Source organism: Pseudomonas sp. Marseille-P9899 (assembly GCF_903166565.1).
Taxonomy (GTDB): Bacteria; Pseudomonadota; Gammaproteobacteria; order Pseudomonadales; family Pseudomonadaceae; genus Aquipseudomonas; species Aquipseudomonas huaxiensis.
Genome location: NZ_CAESCG010000001.1, coordinates 1,057,117 through 1,082,662, shown reverse-complemented (window position 1 = coordinate 1,082,662; position 25,546 = coordinate 1,057,117). Strand labels below are relative to the sequence as shown.

General features: G+C 63.6%; 22 protein-coding genes. 11 read left to right on the top strand and 11 right to left on the bottom strand.

What is annotated here, in order from left to right:
* Window positions 1-43: 43 nt before the first annotated feature.
* The 9 genes from HWV67_RS04910 to pedF form a co-directional block, all read right to left on the bottom strand.
* Entirely contained in the window at window positions 44-1,657 is a 1,614-nt protein-coding gene (locus HWV67_RS04910) for a glucan 1,4-alpha-maltotetraohydrolase domain-containing protein (protein WP_175650174.1), read from the bottom strand.
* 197 nt (window positions 1,658-1,854) lie between these two features.
* Window positions 1,855-3,063, bottom strand: a complete 1,209-nt coding sequence (locus tag HWV67_RS04905; protein ID WP_175650173.1) for a helix-turn-helix transcriptional regulator — start codon at window positions 3,061-3,063, stop codon at window positions 1,855-1,857.
* A gap of 115 nt (window positions 3,064-3,178) precedes the next feature.
* Window positions 3,179-4,153 carry a WD40/YVTN/BNR-like repeat-containing protein gene (locus HWV67_RS04900; protein ID WP_175650172.1) on the bottom strand — a complete coding sequence of 325 codons (975 nt, stop codon included), beginning with the start codon at window positions 4,151-4,153 and terminating at the stop codon, window positions 3,179-3,181.
* 223 nt (window positions 4,154-4,376) lie between these two features.
* Complete coding sequence (locus HWV67_RS04895; protein ID WP_175650171.1) at window positions 4,377-5,585, bottom strand: acetyl-CoA C-acyltransferase; 1,209 nt, start codon at window positions 5,583-5,585, stop codon at window positions 4,377-4,379.
* 11 nt (window positions 5,586-5,596) lie between these two features.
* Entirely contained in the window at window positions 5,597-6,061 is a 465-nt protein-coding gene (locus tag HWV67_RS04890; RefSeq protein ID WP_175650170.1) for a MaoC family dehydratase, read from the bottom strand.
* Window positions 6,062-6,071: 10 nt separating this feature from the next.
* Window positions 6,072-6,857, bottom strand: coding sequence for an SDR family oxidoreductase (locus tag HWV67_RS04885; RefSeq protein WP_175650169.1), 786 nt, complete (start codon window positions 6,855-6,857; stop codon window positions 6,072-6,074).
* A gap of 80 nt (window positions 6,858-6,937) precedes the next feature.
* A complete protein-coding gene (locus tag HWV67_RS04880; RefSeq protein ID WP_175650168.1) occupies window positions 6,938-7,864 on the bottom strand; it encodes a quinoprotein relay system zinc metallohydrolase 1 in 927 nt (308 codons plus the stop codon).
* Window positions 7,865-7,872: 8 nt separating this feature from the next.
* Complete coding sequence (locus tag HWV67_RS04875; protein WP_175650167.1) at window positions 7,873-8,628, bottom strand: quinoprotein dehydrogenase-associated SoxYZ-like carrier; 756 nt, start codon at window positions 8,626-8,628, stop codon at window positions 7,873-7,875.
* A gap of 4 nt (window positions 8,629-8,632) precedes the next feature.
* Entirely contained in the window at window positions 8,633-9,070 is a 438-nt protein-coding gene (pedF, locus tag HWV67_RS04870) for a cytochrome c-550 PedF (protein ID WP_095153540.1), read from the bottom strand.
* A gap of 351 nt (window positions 9,071-9,421) precedes the next feature.
* On the opposite strand from pedF, the gene exaA reads away from it, so the two are divergent.
* A complete protein-coding gene (exaA, locus tag HWV67_RS04865; RefSeq protein ID WP_256680058.1) occupies window positions 9,422-11,209 on the top strand; it encodes a quinoprotein ethanol dehydrogenase in 1,788 nt (595 codons plus the stop codon).
* Between the two features lie 173 nt (window positions 11,210-11,382).
* Complete coding sequence (locus tag HWV67_RS04860; protein ID WP_175650165.1) at window positions 11,383-12,042, top strand: pentapeptide repeat-containing protein; 660 nt, start codon at window positions 11,383-11,385, stop codon at window positions 12,040-12,042.
* Window positions 12,043-12,100: 58 nt separating this feature from the next.
* Here the strand turns inward: HWV67_RS04860 and HWV67_RS04855 are convergent, their stop codons facing one another.
* Entirely contained in the window at window positions 12,101-12,757 is a 657-nt protein-coding gene (locus HWV67_RS04855; RefSeq protein WP_175650164.1) for a response regulator, read from the bottom strand.
* 158 nt (window positions 12,758-12,915) lie between these two features.
* Between HWV67_RS04855 and HWV67_RS04850 the strand changes: the two genes are divergently transcribed.
* The 3 genes from HWV67_RS04850 (at window position 12,916) to HWV67_RS04840 (ending at window position 16,587) form a co-directional block, all read left to right on the top strand.
* Window positions 12,916-13,464, top strand: a complete 549-nt coding sequence (locus HWV67_RS04850; RefSeq protein ID WP_175650163.1) for a PQQ-dependent catabolism-associated CXXCW motif protein — start codon at window positions 12,916-12,918, stop codon at window positions 13,462-13,464.
* A gap of 48 nt (window positions 13,465-13,512) precedes the next feature.
* Complete coding sequence (locus tag HWV67_RS04845) at window positions 13,513-14,178, top strand: response regulator transcription factor (protein ID WP_110972964.1); 666 nt, start codon at window positions 13,513-13,515, stop codon at window positions 14,176-14,178.
* Window positions 14,179-15,501: 1,323 nt separating this feature from the next.
* Window positions 15,502-16,587: a 3-deoxy-7-phosphoheptulonate synthase gene (locus HWV67_RS04840; protein ID WP_175650162.1), complete on the top strand. Its 1,086-nt coding sequence runs from the start codon at window positions 15,502-15,504 to the stop codon at window positions 16,585-16,587.
* 68 nt (window positions 16,588-16,655) lie between these two features.
* Here the strand turns inward: HWV67_RS04840 and HWV67_RS04835 are convergent, their stop codons facing one another.
* Window positions 16,656-17,996: a hypothetical protein gene (locus HWV67_RS04835; RefSeq protein WP_175650161.1), complete on the bottom strand. Its 1,341-nt coding sequence runs from the start codon at window positions 17,994-17,996 to the stop codon at window positions 16,656-16,658.
* Window positions 17,997-18,183: 187 nt separating this feature from the next.
* Here HWV67_RS04835 and HWV67_RS04830 point away from each other — a divergent pair, with 187 nt between their 5' ends.
* The 6 genes from HWV67_RS04830 to HWV67_RS04805 all read left to right on the top strand — a co-directional run bounded on the left by HWV67_RS04830 (window position 18,184) and on the right by HWV67_RS04805 (window position 25,541).
* Window positions 18,184-18,465, top strand: a complete 282-nt coding sequence (locus HWV67_RS04830) for a peptidylprolyl isomerase (protein ID WP_175650160.1) — start codon at window positions 18,184-18,186, stop codon at window positions 18,463-18,465.
* Window positions 18,466-18,531: 66 nt separating this feature from the next.
* Window positions 18,532-20,379: an extracellular solute-binding protein gene (locus tag HWV67_RS04825; protein WP_175650969.1), complete on the top strand. Its 1,848-nt coding sequence runs from the start codon at window positions 18,532-18,534 to the stop codon at window positions 20,377-20,379.
* The gene (locus HWV67_RS04820; protein WP_175650159.1) at window positions 20,376-21,428 is read left to right on the top strand and encodes a microcin C ABC transporter permease YejB; all 1,053 of its coding nucleotides are present in this window, start codon (window positions 20,376-20,378) and stop codon (window positions 21,426-21,428) included. Before HWV67_RS04825 ends, HWV67_RS04820 begins: the two co-directional genes overlap by 4 nt.
* Window positions 21,428-22,450 carry an ABC transporter permease gene (locus HWV67_RS04815; protein ID WP_175650158.1) on the top strand — a complete coding sequence of 341 codons (1,023 nt, stop codon included), beginning with the start codon at window positions 21,428-21,430 and terminating at the stop codon, window positions 22,448-22,450. The genes HWV67_RS04820 and HWV67_RS04815 overlap by 1 nt, the downstream gene beginning before the upstream one ends.
* Window positions 22,451-22,478: 28 nt before the next feature.
* Window positions 22,479-23,873: a sigma-54 interaction domain-containing protein gene (locus tag HWV67_RS04810; protein WP_175650157.1), complete on the top strand. Its 1,395-nt coding sequence runs from the start codon at window positions 22,479-22,481 to the stop codon at window positions 23,871-23,873.
* A 276-nt stretch (window positions 23,874-24,149) separates the two neighbouring features.
* Window positions 24,150-25,541, top strand: coding sequence for a GntP family permease (locus tag HWV67_RS04805; RefSeq protein ID WP_175650156.1), 1,392 nt, complete (start codon window positions 24,150-24,152; stop codon window positions 25,539-25,541).
* The last annotated feature ends 5 nt before the right edge of the window (window positions 25,542-25,546 follow it).

Here is a 25,546-nt window from a genome sequence, read left to right as displayed (position 1 = left end):
GGAGCCGCCCCTGTGGTGGGGCGGCCCATTTGGCATCCATCGTTCAAAAGCTGCCGGTGCTGCTGGCTCCTTCCCCAACCGTCAGCACATTGTTGTTACCCGGTTGCCAACGCGGCTCGCTGTTGGCGTCGGCCTCCCGGCGCACCATGCACTTCCACTCCAGCTTCTGTTGATCCGGTACACGGACTACCCCCTTCCAGCTTGGGTAAGCACTCGTATCGGTCAAGCGAATGGCATGTGCAGGCTTCCACTCACCCAGTTCCGCACCAGTGCCCACTACGTAGACGCTTTCGCCAGGTTGAGTGACGCTTTGATTGCAGATAAAGGTGACCTCGACACCAGCGTGGGACTGCGCAGACCGCCACACCCGGATTTGACCATCGTCGGCATCGAGCACTGAGGTGAATCCAGAACCTGCAGCGCTGAGGTTTGATCCCAGGGCAATCAGCAGCGTGCCTTTGCTTCCGGTGGTCCTGGCGACCAATCCGGAGTAGTTGCCCAGAAACGAAATGGCCGAGTCGGCTTTGACACCGGCGTCGCGACGAATCCTGATCAACTTGCGAATCAGCTCGCCCCGTGGCCAGTCGTACATGTCTGGCCAGTACACGGTCGGTGTGCCGGGGCTGGTCAGGATGTAGGCATACGCTTGATTGCGGCGCTCTTCAGGCAGGGCCCAATGGTGCTGCCCGCCATTGGGCCCTGGCGAATAGCCCGTGTCATGGTTGTCGACGAACGTGACGGCTACCTCCCTCCAGCGTGGGTCAGGATTGCCGTTGAGCCCATGGCGCCAGTCGGCGAGTGCGCCATTTTGCATGCGCTCCTTCAAGGCAAAGTCGAACACCGTGCAATGGGCGCGATCCGACCAGTCCTTCAAGGCATCCTGCCAACTGGCCTTGCTACGCCAGTCATCGCTGGCGTATTCGTTCGGTGCCTTCCACAGCTCACCCACGCAGAAGCGTTGGGTGCCAAACCCTTGCATCCAGCTGTCGACACGCTCGGCCGCGTAGCCTTTGACAAAATCAAAGCGCAGCCCCTGCGCACCGTAGTGATCCCGCAGGTTGGCGAACTCATCCTTGAACATCTCGAACACACGCGGATTGGCGGTATTGAGGTCGGCGTCTCCCGTCATGAACCCCTCGCCGTCATCACATTGGCTGACGGGCTGGCAATCGTCGCGCCAGAAACTCTGCCCTTTGGGTAGCTGAACTTCCTGGCCCGGAAAATTGCCGTTCATGTGATTGGGAACCACGTCATAGATCGGCTTGACGTGGACCTTGTTCAACGCCGCTGCGGCTTGCTTGAGCTGGTCATCACTGCCGTATTGACTGTTTTTGTTGAAGTCTTGCCAGAAGTACCCTTCGCCGCCGCCCGAGGTACCCGACGCGGCATCCGCCCACTTGGAGCCATCTCGCCAGGGCGGTGGCATCCAGATTGCGGTGAAGCCATCCTGCGCGATTGTTGCAGCCTTGGCCGCCAGGATCGCGTACCAGCTTTGGCCCGGAACACGGCTGGAGTTCCAGTGAAACCCTTGCAGGATGATTTCGTCACCACCGTCGTTACGTGAACCGGCGGTATTGCCTTGAAGGTCTTCTGTAGCCAGTGCAGCATTTTGAGTACCCAGCAAAGCAAGCAACAACAAGCAAATCGCAGACTTCATGGTGGTCTCCCAGGTTCGATGGCCGTGACCAGACGGAACCAGACAGCGCGCCAATGGACGCTGTCCGCTGGTAGACGAAATCAATATGGGAGATATCCAGACACTCAACTACTGACAAAAATGACAGTTTTCAGCGGTAACGGTGACCGTTGATCGGCTTTTCTCAGGCGATCGCCCCACATCCGCAACAACGCCGCTCACACCACGCTAGCCGGCAACGGCAGCGTCCCCGGCTGACCCAGCGCCACCACGCTGTTGAGCATGATCCGCACCAGCTCGGTCTGCCGCCGCACACCGGTCTTGGAGAAGATCGAACGCAAATGCGCCCGGGCAGTGTTGCGACGAATATTGAGCAGCTCCGACGCTTCTTCCAGCGACAGGCCGTTGGCCAGTTCCAGCGCCAACGCGGTTTCCGCCGGCGTCAGGTGATAGAGCTGCGAGGTCACCACCGTGCTGACCAGGGATTTGCCCACCGCATCGCGCACATAGACCATCACTGTCGGCTTGCCCTTGCCTTCCAGCAGTTCCTGCGACGGGATCAGCTCCACCACCACGCCCAGGTTGACCTGCCCGGACGGTCGCGACACCGACATCGCCTCGGCGCCCTGGCGGTTGCCCTCCCCCTGTTTCGCGCGGGTGAAGGCATTGCGTACAAGCCGGCTGAGCTCGCGGTTGTCGCTCGGGTAGGTCGCTTCCAGCCGGCCGCCCACCAGTTTGAGGCCGTCATTGCTGTCGAGGATTTCCCGCGCCACCGGGTTGAGTTGCAGCACGCTGCCGCTTTCGTCGAGCACGATGGTGGCGACTGCCAGGCGGCTGATGGTCTGGCAATACAGGCTGCCCAGCGACTCGCTGCGGTCCAGCAGCGAATGCATGTGCAGGGCCCGGCGCAGGTGCGGGATCAGCATCGCGCACATGGCCCGCTCGGTCTCGCCGAAGCCCGCTTGCTCGCGGGTGCGGTTGATCCGCAGGCGCAGGATGCCACCGTCCGGCATGCTGATATCGACGCCGAGCATCTGGTGGCAGCCGTAAGGCTCGCAGTACAGCAGGTAGAACGACGAGCCGAGCCATTCGGCCTCGGTCATCAGGTCGTCGATGGTGAACACCTGGTCGGTGGGCAGCCGGTCGAACAGGGTCGATTTCGCGTAGTAGGCGTAATGGTTGACGCCGCCCTCGCCCAGTTCGATATCGCCGGCGACCATCATCGGTGACAGGAACGGCTCGTCCGCCACCCGCAGGATCAGGGTGACGAAATTGGCCTGGAACAAGGCGCGGACCTGTTGCAGCGACTCGGTCATGCAGCGGGTATCCATTGCCGCGTCGTACATGTTGCCGATCAGCCGCTCGTACTCGGCCAGCTCCAGCCCCATTGCGTCCAGGACCCGGGCGTTGGGCATCACGGTTTGCATGGTCAATCCCCCAACGGGCCCGGCCCCCCGGAGCCCGCAACAGTGTTTTTATTGTGGTGGAGCAGCACGCCGGCACTGGCGCACGGGAAACGCCAGGCGGGTCATCAAGGTGGCTTTACTTCACGGTGGCGAGCGCATTGTCGCCACTGCCCTGGAACACCCCGCGCTCGCCGGCCACCAGCAGGTGGCGGGCATTGAGCACAAGCGCCGAGGTCAGGGTACCGAGGCCCATGCGCTGCGAGCTGTCCAGCAGAGTGCCCTTGGCATCCAGGCGGATCAAGCGACTGCCGGCGCCCACCAGCACCAGGCCCTGATTGCCGGGCAACAGGGCGTGACCGTAGATCGGTTGAGTGCTGCCGACATCGACCGGCTTCCAGCTCTCGCCGAAATCGCTGCTGAGAAACACGTTGCCGCGCATGCCGTAGGCCAGCCAGCGCTCGGCAGACAACCGCACCACGCCGAACAGCGAGCCGCTGTAGAACGGCGTCAGGCTCTGCCAATGCTTGCCGGCGTCGCTGGAGCGCAGCACCAGGCCTTGCTCGCCGACCAGCATCTGCCGGCCGTCGGCACCGCCATCCAGGCCGTTGAAATGCGCGCCGTCGCCGGGCATTTCGCGGGCGCTCCAGTGCTGGCCGGCGTCGCTGGATTCCAGGTATTTGCCGTAGCTGCCGTAGGCCACCACGTGCTGACCGTCGCTGCTCCAGACGCCCAATAGCGGCTCGCCCAGTTCGGCGTCGTAGTGCATTTCCTGCCATTGCTGGCCGCCGTCGGTGGAGCGCAGGATCCAGCCGTCATGACCGACCGCGATCAGCAGACCGGGCGCCAGGGCGGTGACTGCGGTCAGCGTTGCTTCACGCTCGCCGCCGACCTGGCGGGCCTGCCACGACAGGCCGCCGTCATTGCTGGTGAGGATCGTGCCGCGTTCGCCGACGCCCAGCAGTTGCGGGCCGTCGGCCAACAAGGCATTGACCTGGACGCGGTCGGCGTTGATCTGCGAAACCGCCAGCGGCGCTGGCGGGCGTGGAGAGAAAGCCAACGCGACGGCGGCGATGACGATGGCGCTCATGGCGTATCCGATCAGATTGCGCATGACGGACTCCATGACGACAGGTGCGGGCACGGTGCAGGCTTCATCGGGTGATCCTCTGGTTTTTTCTTGTCAGCGGATCATCTGACCGGGTGGTCGCGGGGGCATCGTCCAAATGGCTTAGCCGGGTGAGCTGCAAGTTTTAAGCGACAAGCTGCAAGCAAATGCAGCGGTGATGCAGGACCGCTTTTTCTTGCCGCTTGCAGCTTGCAACTTGCGACTGCAGTCAGGGGAGCTCGAATAGGCCCGCCGCCCCCATCCCGCCACCAATGCACATGGCAATCACCACATACCTCACCCCGCGCCGCCGGCCTTCCAGCAGCGCATGCCCGACCATTCGGGCCCCGGACATGCCGAACGGATGGCCGATGGCAATCGCGCCGCCGTTGACGTTCAGGCGCTCCGGTGGAATCTCCAGAGCATCCCGGCAATGCAGGACCTGGCAGGCAAAGGCTTCATTGATTTCCCACAGGCCGATGTCCGCGACACCCAGACCAAAGCGCTTGAGCAGTTTGGGAATCGCCACCACCGGGCCGATGCCCATTTCTTCCGGCCCGCAGCCGCCCACGGCGATCCCGCGGTAGATGCCCAGCGGTGTCAGGCCACGACGCTTGGCCTCGGCGCTGCTCATCAGCAGGCTGGCGGCGGCGCCATCGGAGAACTGCGAGGCGTTGCCGGCGGTGATGAACTCGCCCTGCCCGACCCATTTGCCGTCTTTCCACACCGGCTTGAGCGCAGCGAGGTCGTCCAAGGTGGTGGCGGGCCGGTTGCACTCGTCGCGGCCGACGATCACCCGCTCGTGGCCAGCCGGCTGACCTTCCTTGTCGAAGAGCAGGCGATCAGCAGCCAGCGGCACGATCTCTTCATCGAACAGCCCGGCCCGCTGCGCTGCGGCGGTGCGTTGCTGGCTTTGCAGGCTGTAGTCATCCTGGGCGGCGCGGCTGATGCCGTAGCGGCGCGAGACGATTTCGGCGGTTTCCAGCATCGGGATATAGGCGGACGGCATCACTTCCAGCACCGCCTGGGATTGGGCGCGGTAGGTGTTCTTGTGTTTGGTCTGGGTCAGCGACAGCGATTCCACGCCGCCGCCAATGGCGATGTTCATTTCCCCGGCCATGATGCCCTTGGCCGCCACGCCGATGCTCATCAGGCCGGACGCGCACATGCGGTCCAGGGCCATGCCCGGCACGCTGTCCGGCAGGCCGCCGGTGTAGGCGCACAAGCGGCCGATGTTGTAGGCCTGGGTGCCCTGCTGCACCGCCGCGCCCATGATCACGTCTTCGACCGCGTCAGCCTCGATGCCGGCGCGCTCCACCACCGCCCGCACCACATGGCCGCCCAGCACCGGGGCCTCGGTGTCGTTGAAGGATCCACGGAAGGATTTCGCCAGGGCGGTACGCGCCGTGGCAACGATTACGACTTCATTCAGGCTCATGACGGGCTCTCTCAAACAGGATTGAAGGTGTAGCGGCTGATGGTGTCGACCACGCAGCCCGGGCGGTTTTCGCCCTCGATTTCGACGCTGACGCGGACCACCGCCTGCACCGCCTCGCCCAACGACTCGACGCGCAGGATCACGCCATGCCCGCGCACCCGCGCACCGACCCGCACCGGCGCCGGAAAGCGCACGCGGTCGGAGCCGTAGTTGACGCCCATGGCCATGTTTTCCAGGGTCATCAGTTGTGGCAGGAACAGGTTGGCCAGCGACTGGGTCAGGTAGCCGTGGGCGATGCACACGCCGAACGGCCCGCTGGCGGCGCGCTCGGGATCGACGTGAATCCACTGGTGATCGCCAGTGGCTTCGGCGAACAGGTCGATGCGCGCCTGTTCGATCTGCAGCCACGCGGTACGGCCCAGGTCCAGGCCCTCGGCGTCGAGCAGCGCCTGGGCACTGCTGAAGGTATGGCTCATGGCGGACTCCTCAGGCCTGTTGCGAACTGACGGACAGCACTTCGCCGACCATGTACGAGGCGTAGTCGCTGGCGAGGAACATCATCACATTGGCCACTTCCCAGACTTCCGCCGCGCGGCCAAAGGCTTCGCGCCCGGCGAGGCTGGCCAGCAGTTCTTCGCTGGAGGCTTTCTTGAGGAAGTCATGCAGGGCGATGGACGGCGACACCGCGTTGATCCGCACGCCGTGTTCGGCGGCTTCGAGCGCGCTGCAGCGGGTCAGCGCCATGACCCCGGCCTTGGCTGCGGCGTAATGGGCCTGCTCCTTCTGCGCGCGCCAGCCGAGCACCGAGGCGTTGTTGACGATGGCCCCGGCGCCGCGCCGCTGCATGTGCGGGAGGATGGCGCGGGTCATGCGGAAGGTGCCAGTGAGGGTCACGTCAAGCACCCGCGACCATTCTTCGTCGCTCATCTCGACCACGGTTTTCTGGCCGCCGAGGCCGGCGTTGTTGATCAGCACATCGACGCCGCCGAGCTGGTGTTCGGCGGCGTCGACCAGGGCCTGGACCTCGGCTTCGACGGTAACATTGCACAACTGACCGTAGATCGCCTGCAGGCCGGTTTCCGCCTTCAGGCGTTCGACCGCTTCCTCCAGACGGCGCGGGTGGATGTCCGAGATCATCAGCGCCCGGCAGCCTTCCTCGGCGCTGCGCCGGGCCGCCGAGTAACCGATCCCGGCGCCGGCGGCGGCGGTGATCAACACCGATTTGCCGGCCAGCAACTGATGGCCGGGTACATAAGGGGGAGCTTGTTTCACAGCGGTTACCTCTAGGTAAATAACCCTGAGAGGTATACGGGGGCCGGATTAGCTGGGCATCGTCAAAACGGGGTATGGAATCACTGCTCCACCCGACTCATCACCGCCTTTTCATACCGCGGATACAGATGCGTCACGCTGCGAATCAATTCGTATTTGCTCAGCTTGACCGACGCAAAGCGCTCGGGAATCGGCGTCGCGATCACTTCGTTCATGTCCAGGCCATGCACCGCGCTGTCGCGTAGCAGGTCGTCCAGCCAGCCGAGGTAATCAACCATCTGGTCGAACGGCGCGCGGTCGTGGCTGACCGGGCCATGTCCCGGCACCAGCACTTTCCACGGCAGACGCTGCAACTGTTGCAGGTCATCGACCCACTGGTTCAAGCCCGGGCTGTGCGGGGTGGTCAGGGCGCGCTGGTAGAACAGCAGGTCACCGGCAAACAGCACGCCGGTCTTTTCGTCGAGAATCGCCAGGTCCGCGCCGCTGTGCCCACTGAACGCCAGCAGCTTCAAGGGATGCGAACCAAAGGTCTTCACTTCCGGCTGCAACGTCTGGTCCGGCAGGCGCACCTGGGTGCCGCGCATCCAGTCGCCGACCATGCGGTACATGTTCTCGCTGAGGGCGTCGCCCTCTTTCTCCAGTTGCTCGCGGGTGCCCGGCAAGGCGCCAATCGGCACGTCGGCGAACGCCTGGTTGCCCAGCGCGTGGTCGGGGTGATGGTGGGTGATCAACACCTGCACCACCGGCTTGTCGGTGACCTTGCCGATGGCCTGGCGCAGGGCCTGGCCATAGCGCAGCGAGGGGCCGCTGTCGATCACCACGACGCCGTCCTCACTGACGATAAACCCGGTATTGACGATGTTGCCGCCGTTGTCGCGGGAGAAATTGTCGGTGCTGCCTTCCAGCACGTAAGTGTCCGCCGCCACCTGGCGCGGTTCGAGTCGGTAGTCCAGCTCCGCCAGGCTCGGCAGGCTGACAAGGCTCAACAGGCACAACAAAGCACGCATCAGCGACCTCATTCGATAGCGGCGTCGAACGCATTGCCGTTGTTGTCACGCAGGCTCAGGCGTACCGGGCCCGGACGGCGCAGGTCGAACGACAGACTGGGGTTTTCGCTCACGGCCGGGAACAGTTCCAGGGTCGCCAGCGACTGGCCCTGGGCGTCGAACAGTTCGGCGTGTTCGATTAAGAATTCCGGAATCCCGGCCATCAGGCCGTTATCCATGGGGTGCGAGACCGACAGGCGCAGGCGGCTGTAGTCTTCGCGCGGGTAGCGACCACCGAGCACCTGGCCCAGCCGCTGCTCCCAACCGGGCTGGCTGCGCGCCACGCTGGGCGCGGTACAACCACCACCGGCGGCTTCGATCAGGGTCGAGCCGACATGCCAGACGCCATCGTCGGTCTGCACCGCAGCCCGCAACGCCGTGGCCTGTTCGATGCGCACACGGATCGCCAGCCAAGGCAGTACTTCCGGCCCTGGTGCAAAATCGACAATTCTCGGTATCGGGTTGAGCTCAGCCCACACCAGCATGCGCTTGACCTTCCCCGGCAGGCCGCGTGCATCGATCTGCAGCGGTACCTGCCGGGCGTCCTCGGCGAACGGCGGTGCGACGACCTTGATCCGCTCGTCGAAGCGGTAAGGTTCATCGCCAATCCATTGTTTTCGGTAAAACTCCCACATCACCGAGGGCACCGGGTCGGGGCCCGGATCCAGGGCGTATGCCGGGGCGCCGACGAGCAGCGCCATCAGCAGGAACGGCACCCGGCCCATGGCATCACTCCTCGACGTGCACGCTGTCGAGGTAAGTACGGATTGCCCAGAGCGCTTCCTGGCTCAGGTAGTCCGCCATTTTCGGCATGTACACGCGACCGTCGCGGACCGAGCCGTGACGTACACGCTCGACGAACCATTCATCACCCACCGCGCCTTCGTCCAGCATGCGCAGGTCAGGTGCGATACCGCCGGACTTGGCTTCCAGGCCATGGCAGGCCGCACAGTTCTGGTTATAGGCCGACGCACCGATGCTCAAGGCTTCATCGTGGTTCTTGCCCGTGCGGTACGGGTTTTCCGTACGCCATTCTTCACCCAGCTTCTCCAGGTTCCCGGTATTGACCGCCGTCGGCGTCACGTTGCCGTGGGCCATGACCGCCCCTGCGCTCATCAGACCCGCCATGAAGATGGCGCTCATCCAGGCGTTCTTAACTGTTGTCATTGTTTTGCCCTCGACTACTTGGTTGCACGGTTGCACGCGAAAACCTCTCTGGCGAAAGGTTCTGCCGGCCATCTTAGGAAGCGCGCCGTACAGCCCCCATGCTGCTTTGGTGGTCGCGACCCAGTCCTTTGGTAGTAGCGCTTGTGAGGCAGTGCCAAATCATGTCCGGACCGGGAAGTTTTCCCGGCAAGGGCGGGAGTTTTTCCGTTTCTCGAAGGGCGCTGGCGTTCCAGTCTATGCAGGCCAAAACCTCCATTGGGAAACACCAACATGACAATAAGATCGTTACCCGCCGCACTCTCTCCTCTGTCCGTGGCCGTCCAGGCCGTGCTGCTGGTGAGCACCCTGGCCATGGCTCCTGCCCAGGCCAAGCCTGTGACTTGGGAAGACATCGCCGACGACCACAAGACCACCAACAACGTGCTGCAATACGGCATGGGCACCAACGCCCAGCGCTGGAGCCCGCTGGCTGTGGTCAACGACAAGAACGTGTTCAAGCTGACCCCGGCCTGGTCGTACTCGTTCGGCGACGAGAAGCAGCGTGGACAGGAGTCGCAAGCGATCATTCATGACGGCGTGGTCTACGTTACCGGTTCCTACTCGCGGGTCTTCGCCCTCGACGCCAAGACCGGCAAACGCCTGTGGACCTACAACCACCGCCTGCCGGACGACATCCGTCCATGCTGTGACGTGGTCAACCGCGGCGCCGCCATCTTCGGCGACAAGATCTACTTCGGCACCCTCGACTCGCGCGTCATCGCGCTGAACAAGGACACCGGCAAGGTCATCTGGAACAAGAAATTCGGCGACCACAGTGCCGGCTACACCATGACCGGTGCGCCGACCCTGATCAAAGACCAGAAGACCGGCAAAGTTCTGCTGATCCACGGCAGCTCCGGTGACGAATTCGGTGTTGTCGGCCAACTGTTCGCCCGCGATCCGGACACCGGTGAAGAAGTCTGGATGCGTCCGTTCGTTGAAGGCCACATGGGCCGCATCAACGGCAAGGACAGCACCCCGACTGGCGATGTGAAAGCACCGTCCTGGCCGGATGATCCGACCACCGAAACCGGCAAGGTCGAGGCCTGGAGCCACGGCGGTGGCGCCCCTTGGCAGAGCGCAAGCTTCGACGCCGAGACCAACACCATCATCGTCGGTGCCGGTAACCCTGGCCCGTGGAACACCTGGGCACGGACCTCGAAAGACGGCAACCCGCACGACTACGACAGCCTCTATACCTCCGGCCAGGTTGGCGTTGACCCAACCACCGGTGAAGTGAAGTGGTTCTACCAGCACACCCCGAACGATGCCTGGGACTTCTCCGGCAACAACGAACTGGTGCTGTTCGACTACAAGGATAAAGACGGCAAGCAGTACAAGGCCACCGCCCACGCTGACCGTAACGGCTTCTTCTATGTGGTCGACCGTACCAACGGCAAGCTGAAGAACGCCTTCCCGTTCGCCGACAACATCACCTGGGCCAGCCACATCGACCTCAAGACCGGTCGCCCGGTCGAGAACGAAGGCCAGCGTCCGCCGAAGCCAGAGCCAGGCGAAACCCGTGGCAAGTCGGTCGAAGTCTCGCCGCCGTTCCTCGGTGGCAAGAACTGGAATCCGATGGCCTACAGCCAGGACACCGGCCTGTTCTACGTGCCGTCCAACCAGTGGAAAGAGGAATACTGGACCGAGACCGTCAACTACAAGAAAGGCTCCGCGTACCTCGGCATGGGCTTCCGCATCAAGCGGATGTACGAAGATCACGTAGGTTCGCTGCGCGCCATGGACCCGACCACCGGCAAGATGGTCTGGGAACACAAAGAGCGTCTGCCGCTGTGGGCTGGCGTGCTGGCGACCAAGGGCAACCTGGTGTTCACCGGTACCGGTGACGGCTTCTTCAAGGCGTTCAACGCCAAGACGGGTGAAGAGCTGTGGAAATTCCAGACCGGTAGCGGCATCGTTTCGCCACCGATCACCTGGGAACAAGACGGCGAGCAGTACATCGGCGTGACCGTCGGCTACGGCGGTGCTGTTCCACTGTGGGGCGGCGACATGGCTGAGCTGACCAAGCCAGTGGCACAAGGCGGTTCGTTCTGGGTATTCAAGATCCCTGCCTGGGATACCAAGACCGCACAGCGTTGATCTGAGCTGAACGAGGGGGGCCTGACAGCCCCCCTTTCGCTTTCGACTTCAGGGCTCGCCACCCGCCACCTCTGCAGGAGCGAGCTTGCTCGCGATGGCCATCATCTGACGCCATCGCGAGCAAGCTCGCTCCTACAGGGAAGGCACGGGGCACGCCTCCTCAGGAGATGTCCATGAAATACCTTCCACTACTGCTCGCCATTGCCATTTCCCCCGCCTTCGCCGCCATCGCCAATGACGACGCCGGCGACGACAAGCCGCTGACCATCAATGGCTGCGTGATCCAGTCAGGCAGCCAGTGCCCCAACGCCAACCTCGAAGGCGCTGACCTCAACAATCAGGACATGAGCAAGATGAACCTGGCCGGCGCCAACCTGCGCAACGCCAACCTGCGTCACGCCAATCTCGACCTGGCCAACCTGGAAAAAGCCCAATTGCAGGGCGCCAACCTCAACCGCGCCAGCCTGCAACAGACCAACCTGCGCATCGCCGACCTTACCGGCGCCAGCCTGGTGGCCGTGCAGGCCTGGGGCATGTTCGCCCAGGGCGCCAAGTTCAACGACGCCAACCTCAGCGCCGCCTACCTTGAATTCGCCCGCCTTGCCGGGGCCAAGATGCACAACGCCAACCTGCAAGCCGCCGACCTGGAAATGACCTGGCTGAGCCGCGCCGACCTCAAGGGCGCCATCCTCGCCGACGCCAACCTGCAAGAAGCCAAGTTCGGCGAAAGCAACCTGGAAAAGGCTGATCTGCGCGGAACCCGCAAGCATTACGCGAATTTCCAGGATGCCAACATGGAAGGCTGCGAGGGTTGCCCCAAGACCTGGGACTAAGACGGCAGTTGCAAGCGGCAAGTTTCGAGCTGCAAGCGAAGCGGTAGGTGAAACACTCCTAACTTGCAGCTTGCAGCTTGAAGCTCGCCACTTCGCGCAGCAGCCCGGTCTGGATCGCCAGATGCACCAGCTCCGCATGGGAACTCACCTGCAACTTGCTTTTGACCAGGGTCAGGTAGTTGGAAACGGTCTTGCCGCTCAGGCACAGGTGTTCGGCAATCATGCGCATCGAGGTGCCCTTGGCGAGCATCAGGAAGATTTCCGTTTCCCGCTGGGTCAGGCCATTCAATCGCGCATCCTTGTCCTGCGCCCGCGGCGACTGGGTCGCCAATTGCGTGGCCAGCGCCTGTTCGATATAGGCGTGGCCGGACAACACCCGCCGCACTGCTTCGAGCAGCGTGGCCGGCGTTACCGACTTGGACAGATAACCGCAGGCGCCGGCGTCCAGCGCCTGGCGCACCAGGCCCAGCTCGGTATGTTCACTGAAAAACAGCACGCGCAGTTGCGGCAGGCGCTGGCGCAAGCGGCGGGTGGTTTCCAGGCCGCTGATGCCGGGCAGGTCGAAATCCATCAGCACCAGGCCCGGCACCTGTTCATGAACCCGTTGCAGCGCCTCTTCGCCGGAGGCGGCTTCGCGCACCGGCAGTTCCTCGGCGAGCACGGCACTGAGGCCCAGGCGCAGCATGGGGTGATCGTCAACCAGCAGAATGTCCATCGGCGTCGTTCTCGTTGTTGTTCGCCAAACCCCATGCTAGAGCCCTGCCCGGCCTGCCCAGCTACTACTTTGGTAGCGCTTTTGCTGTCGATGGTCGCATTCACAAAGCTGCGCTACTGACCTGTAATACCGGCATAACAAAAATGAGACTGCCGACTATGCTGCCCCGCGTCCTGTCCGCCCTCGCCTGCCTGACGTTTTCAGGCCTGCTCGCCAGCACTGCCCTGGCCGACACCCCGTTGTTTTCCGCCGACGGCTACCGCGCCACCCTCTACCGCAGCCCGACCCCGGCCAGTGCCGAGGGCGCGCAAACCCTCGACACGCCCGGCGTCCAGGCGCTGCTCGCGGCCCAGCCGCAGCCGCTGCTGATCGACGTCTACAAACGCCAGTGGCTGCACGGCCAGTTCATCGACAGCGAAGCCCACGCCAACCTGCCCGGCAGCCACTGGCTGGCCAACACCGGCGACGGTGAGCTGGATGCGCAGTGGTCGCAGTACTTCAGCCACCACCTGCAACGCCTCAGCAACGGCGACCGGCAGCGGCCGATCGTGTTCTATTGCCGCTCCGATTGCTGGCTGAGCTGGAACGCGGTCAAGCGCGCCACGGCGCTGGGCTACACACGCCTGTACTGGTACCGTGACGGCCTGGATGCCTGGGAAGCCGCGGGCCTGCCCGTGGTTGCCGCCACGCCCGAGGTCTTTCCCTGAACGACGACTTCCTTGCGGTCAACGCCAAAAACAATAAGGTGCAAAGCCATGTACAAGATTCTGATCGCCGACGACCATCCGCTGTTTCGCGAAGCCATCCACAACGTCATCAGTGACGGGTTCCCCGGCAGTGAAGTCATGGAAACCGCCGACCTCGACAGCGCCCTGGCGCTGACGGGCGAGCACGACGACCTCGACCTCATCCTGCTCGACCTGAACATGCCCGGCATGCACGGCCTGGGCGGGCTGATCAACCTGCGCAACGAAGCGCCGACCATCCCGGTGGTGATCGTTTCCGCCGAGCAAGACAAGCAAGTGGTGCTGCAAGCCATCACCTACGGCGCGGTGGGCTTCATCACCAAGTCGTCGCCGCGCTCGCAGATGACCGATGCCATCGAGCAGATCCTAAACGGCAACGTCTACCTGCCGCCGGACATCATCCGCACCCAGAAGAGCGGCAGCCGCCGCAGCCAGAACGAAACCCAGGGCTTTGCCCCGGAACTGCTGCAAGCGCTGACCCGCAAGCAACTGCTAGTGCTGGAACGCATGACCAAGGGCGAGTCGAACAAACAGATCGCCTACAACCTCGATATCGCCGAAACCACGGTGAAGGCCCACGTGTCGGCGATTCTGCGCAAGCTCAATGTGCATAACCGGGTGCAGGCGATCCTCAGTGCCGGTGATATCGACTTCACGGCGTACCTGCGGCGTTAGGCTTGATTGCGGTTTTTCACGGACATGATCTTTGGGGTTTGGGCTTAGGCTCGGGCATGGGTGTTGGGAGCTTATCCATTCGATGTGGCGAGGCTGCCGGCCCCTTCCGCCTTTACGGCGTCCTACTTTTTTCTTGGAAAAAGTAGGCAAAACCGCTCGCTCCCACATCCGGCCCTACGCTGCGCTCCGGGTCCCCTCGCTACGGCGCCTTTCGGGGCCACGCGGCCTACGACTCGCTTCGCGAGTCTACATCTCGCGTCTTCGGCTACGCCGAAGGTGCTGCGCACTGCCCCTACAGGCACCTCCGCTCGGCCTCCTGAAGTCGCGAAGTTACGGGCGGCGCCTGTAATGACGCTTCTTCGAAATCAGAAGCAGGGAAAACCACCGACTTGCTCTTTTTTGCTTGTGCTCTTTTTTGCCCTTGATCTTGATTCTGCTCTTCATGCACGCAAGTTCAGGCGCCGCAAATTGCGACTTCAGGAGGCCGAGTGGAGGCGTCTGGAGGGGGCAGGTGCGCAGCACCCTTCGGCGCAGCCGAAGACGCGAGATGTAGACTTGCTTGCAAGTCGTAGGCCGCGTGCCCCCGTAAGACGCCGGAGGGAGGGGACCCGGAGCGCAGCGCAGGGCCGTATGCAGGAGCGAGCGGTTTTGCCTACTTTTTCCAAGAAAAAAGTAGGACGCCGTAAAGGCGGAAAGCGCCGGCAGCGGCGCCGCATCGAATGGATAAGCTCACCGCACCAAAGCCCAAGCCCAAAAACATCCCCCCCACCACTCCGAGAAGAACTTTAAATTAATCGTTTCGATTGAAATTAATCGTTGAAACACGCAGTTACGCTGAAGTAAGCTCGAACGCATTCAACTGGAGCACAGCATGCAACCTACCCCTCACAACCACGTACAACACACCGGTCGCCTCGCGCGCTCCGTCGTGTCCGTGGCTGCCTGCGGGACTGCGGCTCCAGTCGGCTTTTATTTTGGGTATTGGTTTAGCCAAAGGCGCCGCTGATACCCACACCGGCGCCCACTCAAAGGGGCCGCCGAATACGAGAATACTCAAACCCCCGGTCGGCCCCGCCCTCCGGGGGTTTTGTTTTTTTGGGCCCGACCACACCGACACCATTGAGGAACGACACATGAACACCACCACTGACTACCGTTACCAACGCTCTGCCTGGCGATTTAGCCACTGCCGTTCGGGCCAGCCAGCCGCCTCCGACCGGTCCAGTACAGGTGGCAATCACACACTTACACGTATCTGTCGAACACAGCGATAGGGCCGAAGGCGCGGGACAGAACCCGCCTTCCGCCCAGGGAAATCCGAACATGCAAGCGTCCAGCCAAGCACTGCCCCTGAACACCAACGCCGCGGCCAACACTCCGGTCAGCCTGCGTCTGCCAAGCTCCGTACAACTCAAACAGCAGTTGCCACTTTCCACGGCCCTCGCGGCCCAGGTCCAGCACCACCGCCAGGCGGTGAAGAACATCCTCGACGGCAACGACCCGCGCCTGCTGGTGATCGTTGGCCCCTGCTCCCTGCACGATCCCCGCGCCGCCCTCGAATACGCCGAACGCCTTGCCGCGCTGTCGCAACGTGTCGGCGACCAATTGCTGCTGGTGATGCGCGCCTACGTCGAAAAGCCGCGAACCACCGTCGGCTGGAAAGGCCTGGCCTACGACCCGCACCTGGACGGCAGCGATGACATGCACGGCGGCCTACGCCTGTCCCGCGAACTGATGCTGGGGATGCTCGAACTCGGTCTGCCGGTTGCCACCGAACTGCTGCAACCCATGGCTTCGGGCTACTTCGACGACCTGCTGAGCTGGGCGGCGATCGGCGCACGCACCACCGAATCGCAGATTCACCGCGAGATGGTCAGCGGCCTCGGCCTGCCGGTGGGCTTCAAGAACGGCACCGACGGCGGTGTCGGCATCGCTTGCGACGCGATCCGCAGCGCCGAGCACCCGCACCGGCATTTCGGCATCGACGCCCTGGGCCATCCGGCCATCGTCGAAACCCTCGGCAACCCGGACACTCATCTGGTGTTGCGCGGCGGCCACAAAGGCCCGAACTACGATGCGGCCAGCGTCGAGCAAGCCCGTCAGGGGCTGGCCAAGGCCGGCATCGCGGCGCGGATCATGGTCGATTGCAGCCACGCCAACAGCGGCAAAGACCCGCTGAAACAGCCGGCGGTGTTCGATGACGTGCTGCGTCAACGGGTGGATGGCGACCGCTCGTTGGTGGGAGTGATGATTGAAAGCCATCTGTTCGACGGCTGCCAGGCGCTGGGCAAGGGCTCGTTGAAGTACGGCGTGTCGATCACCGATGGCTGCCTGGGCTGGGACCGCACCGAAGCGATGTTGCTCGACGCCGCCTCACGGTTGCAGGAAGTGAGTGATATAGCCCGCTGAGTGCGCAGCCTGATGCGCCAGACCGCGAACGCGATGCTCCTCGCGAGCTTGCAACGCCCTGGCGCCAATTATTCAATGCTCTGGTCTTCAGGCTTGAAGACAAACGGCCTGCCATCGGCGGCATCAGGAACGACCTCCAGCACCGGCAGGTAGCGCCGGTGAGTGTTGAGGTAATCGAGCTGAAACCCTTTCGCGCCGGAAAGGCCAGCACCAGCGCTGTAGACGAATGCTTCCAGCGGCAATTGCTCTCCGACGTTCGATGGCCAGGCGGCGATGATCAATTCCGACCAGTGATACGGGGATGGCGCACCGCTCTGGTTACGGATATCGAGCGCCAGTTGATACTCGCCCGCTGAGTTATCAAAAAAACAGCTCGTATGGGGCGCCGAAACATATGCGGCATCCCAGGCCGCGACGCTGGTGATGCCTCGGCTTGCGCAGGAGGGTCGGAAGTTGCAGTAATCCACTGAGCCGCCGGTATGTGCGTCGAAGGGAAAAATACAGCGCAGGCTGAGCGGTTGCGCAACGGGATAGGACAGTTCGCGAACCACGAAGCCTTGAGCTTTATAGAATCGAACCGTTTTCAGATCGGCGCGAAAGTACATGAACGACACACCATTCCCTTTGACGGAGATCGGGCTCGGGTCCCAGGCGTGGAAATTGCCCACGTCAGTCGTGCGCAACAGCACGCCGTTACAGCGGTAGGCCGCCCCGCCGTCGGCGCAGGTGGGAGATGTCCTCGCGTAGCGGGCATTCAGCCGATCGGCCACCTGATAGCCACTGTAGAGCTGCTCCTGCGTGGCGAAGCCAAACAGCGCATCAGCGTCACCGGGAGCGAAGCGCACCAGCGGCAGCCAGTCCCCGGTCGCGTCAAAGTACTCGCGCTGACCACGCTGGGCGCGCAACAAGCTGTCGGGTTGGCTGATGTCGTAATACAGCGCCTGCACGGCCAGCGACTGCGGCTGGTCCTTGTCCCAGTTGCGCACCATGACGTCACCGGGCGCCCCGCCGCCATCAGTGACCACGTCATAAGCCTTGCCCTGGCCAATGGCGGTGAACCGGTCGTACAGAATGTAGCCAACATTGCCGGGCAACGGCCCGGTAAAGCCGTCCCTGCGCAGAAACTGAAAGCGCTCCGTCCCCCGCGCCTCGGCTTCGGCATCGTGATGCCAGAACGGTTGTGGATGCCCCTCGGACATCGGCAATACCAGCACACCACTACAGGCGTAGACCGGGTTGCCACCGACACACTGCGCCGGGGTCGCCGCCAGACGTTGGTTGAGCTGTCGTGCGGTGTCCGGGCCATTCAGTGCCCAGCCGCTGATGGAAACCAGACACAGCAGCAGCGCGCAGATCAGGCGCGGAAGAAGGCGTAAAGGCCGATTCTGGATCTTTTCGAAGATAATCACGGCGGCTCTCCCCTGGACACTGGAATGTGCCTTTCGACACAGGTGACCGGGCTTATTGAAAAGCCGGCGGAGAAAAGCCACAACTGACAGAAATGCTAGGCAGAAAGATGAATTTCCTACGCACACACCGGAGAAATCAGCGCGCAATTACGGTAGGCTCTGGCTTTTCCCAATAGGAGTACCCCCCATGGCCCGAGCCAGCGCACGCCACATCCTCGTCAGCAGCGAAGAGAAGTGCAACGAACTGAAAGCACAGATCGAAGCCGGCGCCGACTTCGCGGACGTTGCCAAAGCCAACTCCACTTGCCCGTCCAGCCGCCAGGGCGGTGACCTGGGTTCGTTCGGCCCAGGCCAGATGGTCAAGGAATTCGACACCGTGGTCTTCAGCGCGCCGCTGAATGCCGTGCAGGGTCCGGTCAAGACCCAGTTCGGCTACCACCTGCTGGAAGTGACCAGCCGCCAGGACTGATCGGTCTTGCGCCGACACCCGGGACCGCTTTGCGGTCCTTCGCGAGTGAACTCGCTCCTACAGTTGATGTTGCGAAAAACCGTCACTGTAGGAGCGAGCTTGCTCGCGACGGCGCTCTGCCTGACTGCCCAGGCCGCCCCTTCCCACGCTCTAACCGTCTACGACGAAGCCCCGCGCTATGCGGAGCATTTCCGTCACTTCGACTACACCAATCCTGACGCCCCCAAAGGCGGCAGCCTGCGCCGCTCGGCCATCGAGATCGGCCAGTTCGACCATATTCTTCCGTATATCGACAAAGGCATCGGCGTCAGTGAAATCGACGGCTGGCTCTACTCGCCGCTGGCGGTACGCTCGCTGGACGAGCCCTATACCGTCTACGGCCTGGTTGCCCGCCGCATGGAACGGGCCGCCGACGGTCTGTCGCTGCGTTTCTACCTCGACCCGAAAGCCCGCTTCGCCGACGGCAAGCCGATCCGCGCCGAAGATGTGCGCTTCACCTACGACCTGCTGTTGCGCGAAGGCAACCTGAAGTACCGCACCCAGTTCGCCGATGTCGCCGATGTGGTGGTGGAATCGCCGACCCAGGTCCGCTTCGACTTCAAGACCAACCAGAACCGCACCCTGGCCCTGGACCTCGCGTCCCTGCCGGTGCTGCCGGAACACTGGTGGCGCGACCGCGATTTCGCCAACGGCGGCGGCTTCGAAGCGCCGCTGGGCAGCGGGCCGTACCGCGTCGCGCGGATCGACAATGGCCGCAGCATCACCTTCGAACGCGAGCGCGACTGGTGGGGCAAGGACCTGGCGGTCAGCCGTGGCCGCTACAACTTCGACCAGTTGCGCATCGAGTACTTCGGCGACACCGACGTTGCCCGGCAAGTCCTGCGCGGCGGCGGTTATGACTACAACCGCGAGTTCTCGGCCACCGGCTACACCATCGGCTACAACGGCCCGGCCCTCGACGACGGCCGCCTGCAACGCGCGCACCTGGCCAAGGACATGGCGCAAAGCGCCCAGGGCTATGTGTTCAATCTGGAACGCCCGATGTTCCAGGACCGCCGCGTGCGCCAGGCCATCGCCCTGCTCTGGGACTTCGAATGGAGCAACCGGCGGATGATGCGCGACGTGTATATCCGCCAGCAGAGCTACTTCGCCAACAGTCCGCTGGCCGCCCGCGAGTTGCCGGACGCCGACGAGTTGAAGCTGCTGGAACCGCTACGCGGAAAAGTCCCCGATGAAGCCTTCACCCAGGTGTTCGTGGCGCCGAAAACCGATGGTTCCGGCCTGATCCGCGACAAGCAGTTGCAGGCCCTGGCGCTGTTGCAGGCGGCCGGCTGGCGCCCGGACGGCGATCGCCTGGTGAATGCCCAGGGCGAGCCGCTGAGTTTCGTCTTCCTCAATGGCCAGAACGGCATGGAACGTTTGCTGCTGCCGTGGAAACGCACGCTGGCGCAGATCGGCATCGACATGCAGATCCGCCGCGTCGATGCTGCCCAGTACGTCAACCGCCTGATGGCCCGCGACTACGACATGATCGTCACCGGCTACCCGGTGTCGCCCTCGCCGGGTCTGGAGCTGTACAGCTACTTCGGCTCGGCGGCGGCCAACGATCCCGGCTCGAACAACTTCATGGTGCTCAAGGACCCGGTGATCGATGGCCTGATCGATGGCCTGGTGCGCGCTGCCACCCAGGCCGACATGCAGCGCCACGCCCATGCGCTGGACCGGGTGCTGCAATGGAATTACTACTGGATCCCCAACTACTATCCGCCGGGCACGTCCAGCGTCTGGTGGAACCGCTTCGGCCTGCCGAAAATCCCCGCCGCCAATGACCCGGCCCTCGACACTTGGTGGGAAGTCAGCCCGACACCGCTGACCAACGCCGAGATGGCCGAACGCAGGGGAGCCGCGAAATGACCGCCTATATCTTCCGGCGCCTGCTGCTGATCATCCCGACCTTGCTGGTGATCCTGCTGGTCAACTTCGTCATCGTCCAGGCCGCCCCCGGTGGACCGGTGGAACAGGCGGTGGCGCGTTTGCAGGGTATCGGCGGCGGTGCGCCCGGCTCGTCGTCGCTGCAGGTGGACTCGCGGGCCAGTCGCGGCCTCGATCCGGCGTTGCTGGAGACCATCAAGAAACAATACGGCTTCGACAAATCAGCACCGGAACGGCTCTGGCTGATGCTCGGCAACTACGCCCGCCTCGACTTCGGCGACAGCTTTTTCCGCGGCGCCAAGGTCACCGACCTGATCCTCGACAAGATGCCGGTGACCATCTCCCTCGGCTTCTGGGCGACCTTGATCACCTACCTGGTGTCGATCCCGCTGGGCATCCGCAAGGCGGTGCGTCATGGCAGCGCTTTCGATGCCTGGAGCAGCAGCCTGATCGTGATCGGCTACGCACTGCCGGCGTTTCTCTTCGCCCTGCTGCTGATCGTGCTGTTCGCCGGCGGCACCTCGCTGAACTGGTTCCCGGTGCGCGGACTGGTGTCGGAGAACTTCGCCGAGCTGAGCCTGATCGGCAAGGTCGCCGACTATTTCTGGCACCTGGTGCTGCCGGTGGGCGCGCTGGTGATCGGCGGGTTCGCCCCCCTCCCCCTGCTGACCAAAAACGCCTTCCTCAACGAAATCACCCGCCAGTACGTGGTCACCGCGCGGGCCAAGGGGCTCAGTGAACGCCGCGTGCTCTACGGCCATGTGTTCCGCAACGCGATCCTGCTGGTGGTCGCGGGCATTCCGCAGGCGGTGATCACGTTGTTTTTCGCCGGCTCCCTGCTGATCGAAGTGATCTTTTCCCTCGACGGCCTCGGCCGCATGAGCTACGACGCGGCGGTCAGCCGTGACTATCCGGTGGTGTTCGGTTCGCTGTTCATCTTCACCCTGTTCGGCCTGCTGATCCGCCTGCTGGGCGACATCTGCTACATGCTGGTGGACCCGCGCATCGACTTCGCCACGAGGGCACGCTGATGTTTCGCCTGTCGCCGCTGAGCCAGCGCCGCCTGCAGAATTTCCGCCGCAACCGGCGCGGCTGGTGGTCGCTGTGGATCTTCGTCGCCTTGCTGGCCCTGAGCCTCGGCGCCGAGCTGATTGCCAACGACAAGCCGCTGCTGCTCGGCCACAAGGGCAGCCTGTATTTCCCGGCGTTCAAGCGCTACACCGAGCAGCAGTTTGGCGGCCAACTGCCGTTCCAGCCGGACTACCGCAGCCAGTACGTGCGCGAACTGATCGAGGGCGACGGCGGCTGGATGCTGTTTGCGCCGGTGCCGTTCAGCGCCGACACGCCCAATTACGATTTGCAGGTGCCGGCCCCCAGCCCGCCCAGCGCGAGCAACTGGCTGGGCACCGACGACCAGGGCCGCGACGTGCTGGCGCGGGTGCTCTACGGCACGCGCATCTCGATCCTGTTTGCCCTGGCGCTGACCGTCATCAGCACGCTGATCGGCGTTACCGCCGGCGCCTTGCAGGGCTATCACGGCGGCTGGGTCGACCTGATCGGCCAGCGCTTGCTGGAGGTCTGGTCGGGGCTGCCGGTGCTGTACCTGCTGATCATCCTCAGCGGCTTTGTCGAGCCGAATTTCTGGTGGTTGCTGGGGATCATGGCGCTGTTCTCCTGGCTGGCGCTGGTGGACGTGGTGCGCGCCGAGTTTCTCCGCGGGCGCAACCTGGAGTACGTGCAGGCGGCGCGGGCCATGGGCCTGCCGGACCGGCTGGTGATCATCCGGCACATCCTGCCCAACGCCATGAACGCCACCCTCACCTACCTGCCGTTCATCCTCACCGGGGCCATCTCGACCCTGACTGCGCTGGATTTCCTCGGCTTCGGCATGCCCGCCGGCAGTGCCTCGCTGGGCGAGCTGGTCAACCAGGGCAAGCAGAACCTGCAAGCACCCTGGTTAGGTTTCACCGCGTTCTTCGCCCTGGCGCTGATCCTCACCCTGCTGGTGTTTATCGGCGACGCCCTGCGCGAGGCCTTCGATCCACGGGCCTGAATCACCTTTTCCTTTGACGGAACACCTCATGCACGACAGCGACAGCCTCAAGGACTACCAGCGGGTGCGCAGCCTGGCGATCAAATCGCTGTTCGAGATCATCGAGCAGTCCAGCGAAGGCACGGTGATCGTCGACCGCGACGCGCGGATCGTCTGGATGAACGAGCGCTATGCGCGACGCTTCGGCCTGACCGATGCCAGCGCCGCCATCGGCCAGCCGTGCGAGCAGGTGATCCCCGGCAGCCTGATGCGCGACGTGGTCACCCAGGGCCGCCCGGCGCTGCTGGACATGCTCGACACGCCGAAAGAGCCGCTGGTGGTGATGCGCCTGCCCATTCATGACGCCGGCGGCGCGGTGATCGGCGCCATTGGCTTTGCCCTGTTCGACGAATTGCGCAGCCTGTCGCCGCTGCTCAAGCGCTACGCCAGCATGCAGCAGGAACTGGCCTCGACCCGCTCGCTGCTGCGTGCCCGCCAGGCCAAATACAGCTTCAACCAGTTCATCGGCACCAGCGCGCAGAGCCTGGAAGTCAAACGCCGCGCCCGGCGCGCGGCGAGCAGTGATTCGGCGGTGTTGCTGCTGGGCGAGACCGGCACCGGCAAAGAGCTGCTGGCCCACGCCATCCATGCCGCCTCGCCGCGGGCGCACAAAGCCTTCGTCAGCATCAACAGCGCAGCGATTCCGGAAACCCTGCTGGAAGCCGAGTTCTTCGGCACCGCGCCGGGTGCCTTCACCGGCGCCGAGCGCAAGGGCCGCGCCGGCAAGTTGCAGCTTGCCGAGGGCGGCACACTGTTCCTCGACGAAATCGGCGACATGCCGCTGCCGTTGCAAAGCAAGCTGCTGCGGGTGTTGCAGGAAAAGGAATACGAGCCGGTGGGCTCCAACCAGATGCTGCAGAGCGACGTGCGCATCATCGCAGCCACCTCGCGGGACCTGCAGGCGGCCATGGCCCGGGGCGAGTTCCGCGCCGACCTGTATTACCGACTGAACGTGCTGCCGATCGACGTCCCGGCGTTGCGCGAGCGGCTGGACGATTTGCCGGCCTTGAGCGAGACCATCCTCGAAGAACTGGGCAGCCGCCATGAGCTGGAACATGACGCCCTCGCCCTGTTGGGCCGGCATGCCTGGCCGGGGAATATCCGCGAGCTGCGCAACGTGCTGGAGCGGGCGACGTTGCTGGCGGATCAGGCGCGGTTGGCGGTGGCGGATATCCAGTCGGCGCTGGGACCGTTGCAGCCGCTGGCGGTGGTGGATGCGCCGGTGCAGGGGTATCGCGAGGCATGTGAGGCGTTCGAGCGGGAATTGCTGCAGAACGCGCTGGCGCGGTGCGCGGGGAATGTGCCGGAGGCGGCGCGGCAGTTGGGGTTGGGGCGGTCGACGTTGTACAAGAAATTGGTGGCGCTGGGGATTTCGTCTCCATAAAGAGATTCATGTCTCTTTTTTGGGATTGGGCGTTCTGGCCTCATCGCTAGCAAGCTAGCTCCTACAGAGGGGGTGCGGGCACCGGATTCCCTGTAGGAGCTAGCTTGCTAGCGATGAGGCCCTCAAACCCTAAAAAGTCTCACTTAAGAGACAAATTCGTCCGCCCAGACCAAATAACAATATTTTCCCCTTATAAATTAGCCACTTAACCAATTGGCACGATTCCCGCACTCTCCTTGCACCCAACAAAAACAAGATTCACCAAGGAGACACTCGATGAGTGTGATCATTGCCCTCGCAGCCCTGGCGCTGCTGATGCTCGCTGCCTATCGCGGTTACAGCGTCATTCTGTTTGCCCCCATCGCCGCCCTCGGCGCGGTCCTGCTCACTGACCCGTCCGCCGTCGCACCCGCCTTTACCGGGGTGTTCATGGAAAAGATGGTCGGCTTCATCAAGCTCTACTTCCCGGTATTCCTGCTCGGCGCGGTGTTCGGCAAGCTGATCGAGCTGTCGGGCTTCTCCCGCTCCATCGTCGCCGCGGCCATTCGCCTGCTCGGCACGCGCCAGGCGATGCTGGTGATCGTGCTGGTCTGCGCCCTGCTGACCTACGGCGGCGTGTCGCTGTTCGTGGTGGTGTTCGCGGTCTATCCGTTCGCCGCCGAGATGTTCCGCCAGAGCAATATCCCCAAGCGGCTGATTCCGGCGACCATCGCCCTCGGCGCGTTTTCCTTCACCATGGACGCCCTGCCCGGCACGCCGCAGATCCAGAACATCATCCCCAGCACCTTCTTCAACACCACCGCCTGGGCCGCGCCCTGGCTGGGGCTGATCGGCACGCTGTTCGTGTTCTGCACCGGCATGCTCTACCTGCAACGCCAGCGCAACAAGGCCCTGCGCGCCGGCGAAGGCTATGGCACCGAGCTGCGTAACGAGCCGGAAACCGCCGACGACCTGAGCCTGCCCAACCCGTTGCTGGCACTGTCGCCGTTGCTGCTGGTGGGCATCATGAACCTGCTGTTCACCCGCTGGATTCCCGAGTGGTACGGCAAGACCCACAGCCTGCAACTGCCAGGCATGGCCGCGCCGGTACAGACCGATATCGCCAAGCTCACCGCGATCTGGGCGGTGGAAGCGGCGTTGCTGCTGGGCATCCTGCTGGTGCTGGTGGCGGGCTTCAAGGCGATCAAGAGCCGCCTGGCCGAAGGCACCAAGAGTGCGGTCGGCGGCGCTTTGCTGGCGGCGATGAACACCGCCTCGGAATACGGCTTCGGCGCGGTGATCGCCTCGCTGCCGGGCTTCCTGGTGCTGGCCGATGCACTGAAGGCCATCCCCAATCCGCTGGTCAACGAGGCGATCACCGTCACCTTGCTGGCGGGGATCACTGGTTCTGCCTCCGGTGGCATGAGCATCGCCCTGGCGGCGATGTCCGACAGCTTCATCGCCGCGGCCAACGCCGCCAATATCCCGCTGGAAGTGCTGCACCGCGTAGCCGCCATGGCCAGCGGCGGCATGGACACCCTGCCGCACAACGGCGCGGTGATCACCTTGCTGGCGGTGACCGGCCTGACCCACCGCGAAGCCTACAAGGACATTTTCGGTATTACCCTGATCAAGACCCTGGCGGTGTTCGTCGTGATCGCTACTTTCTACGCTACTGGCATCGTTTGAGGAGC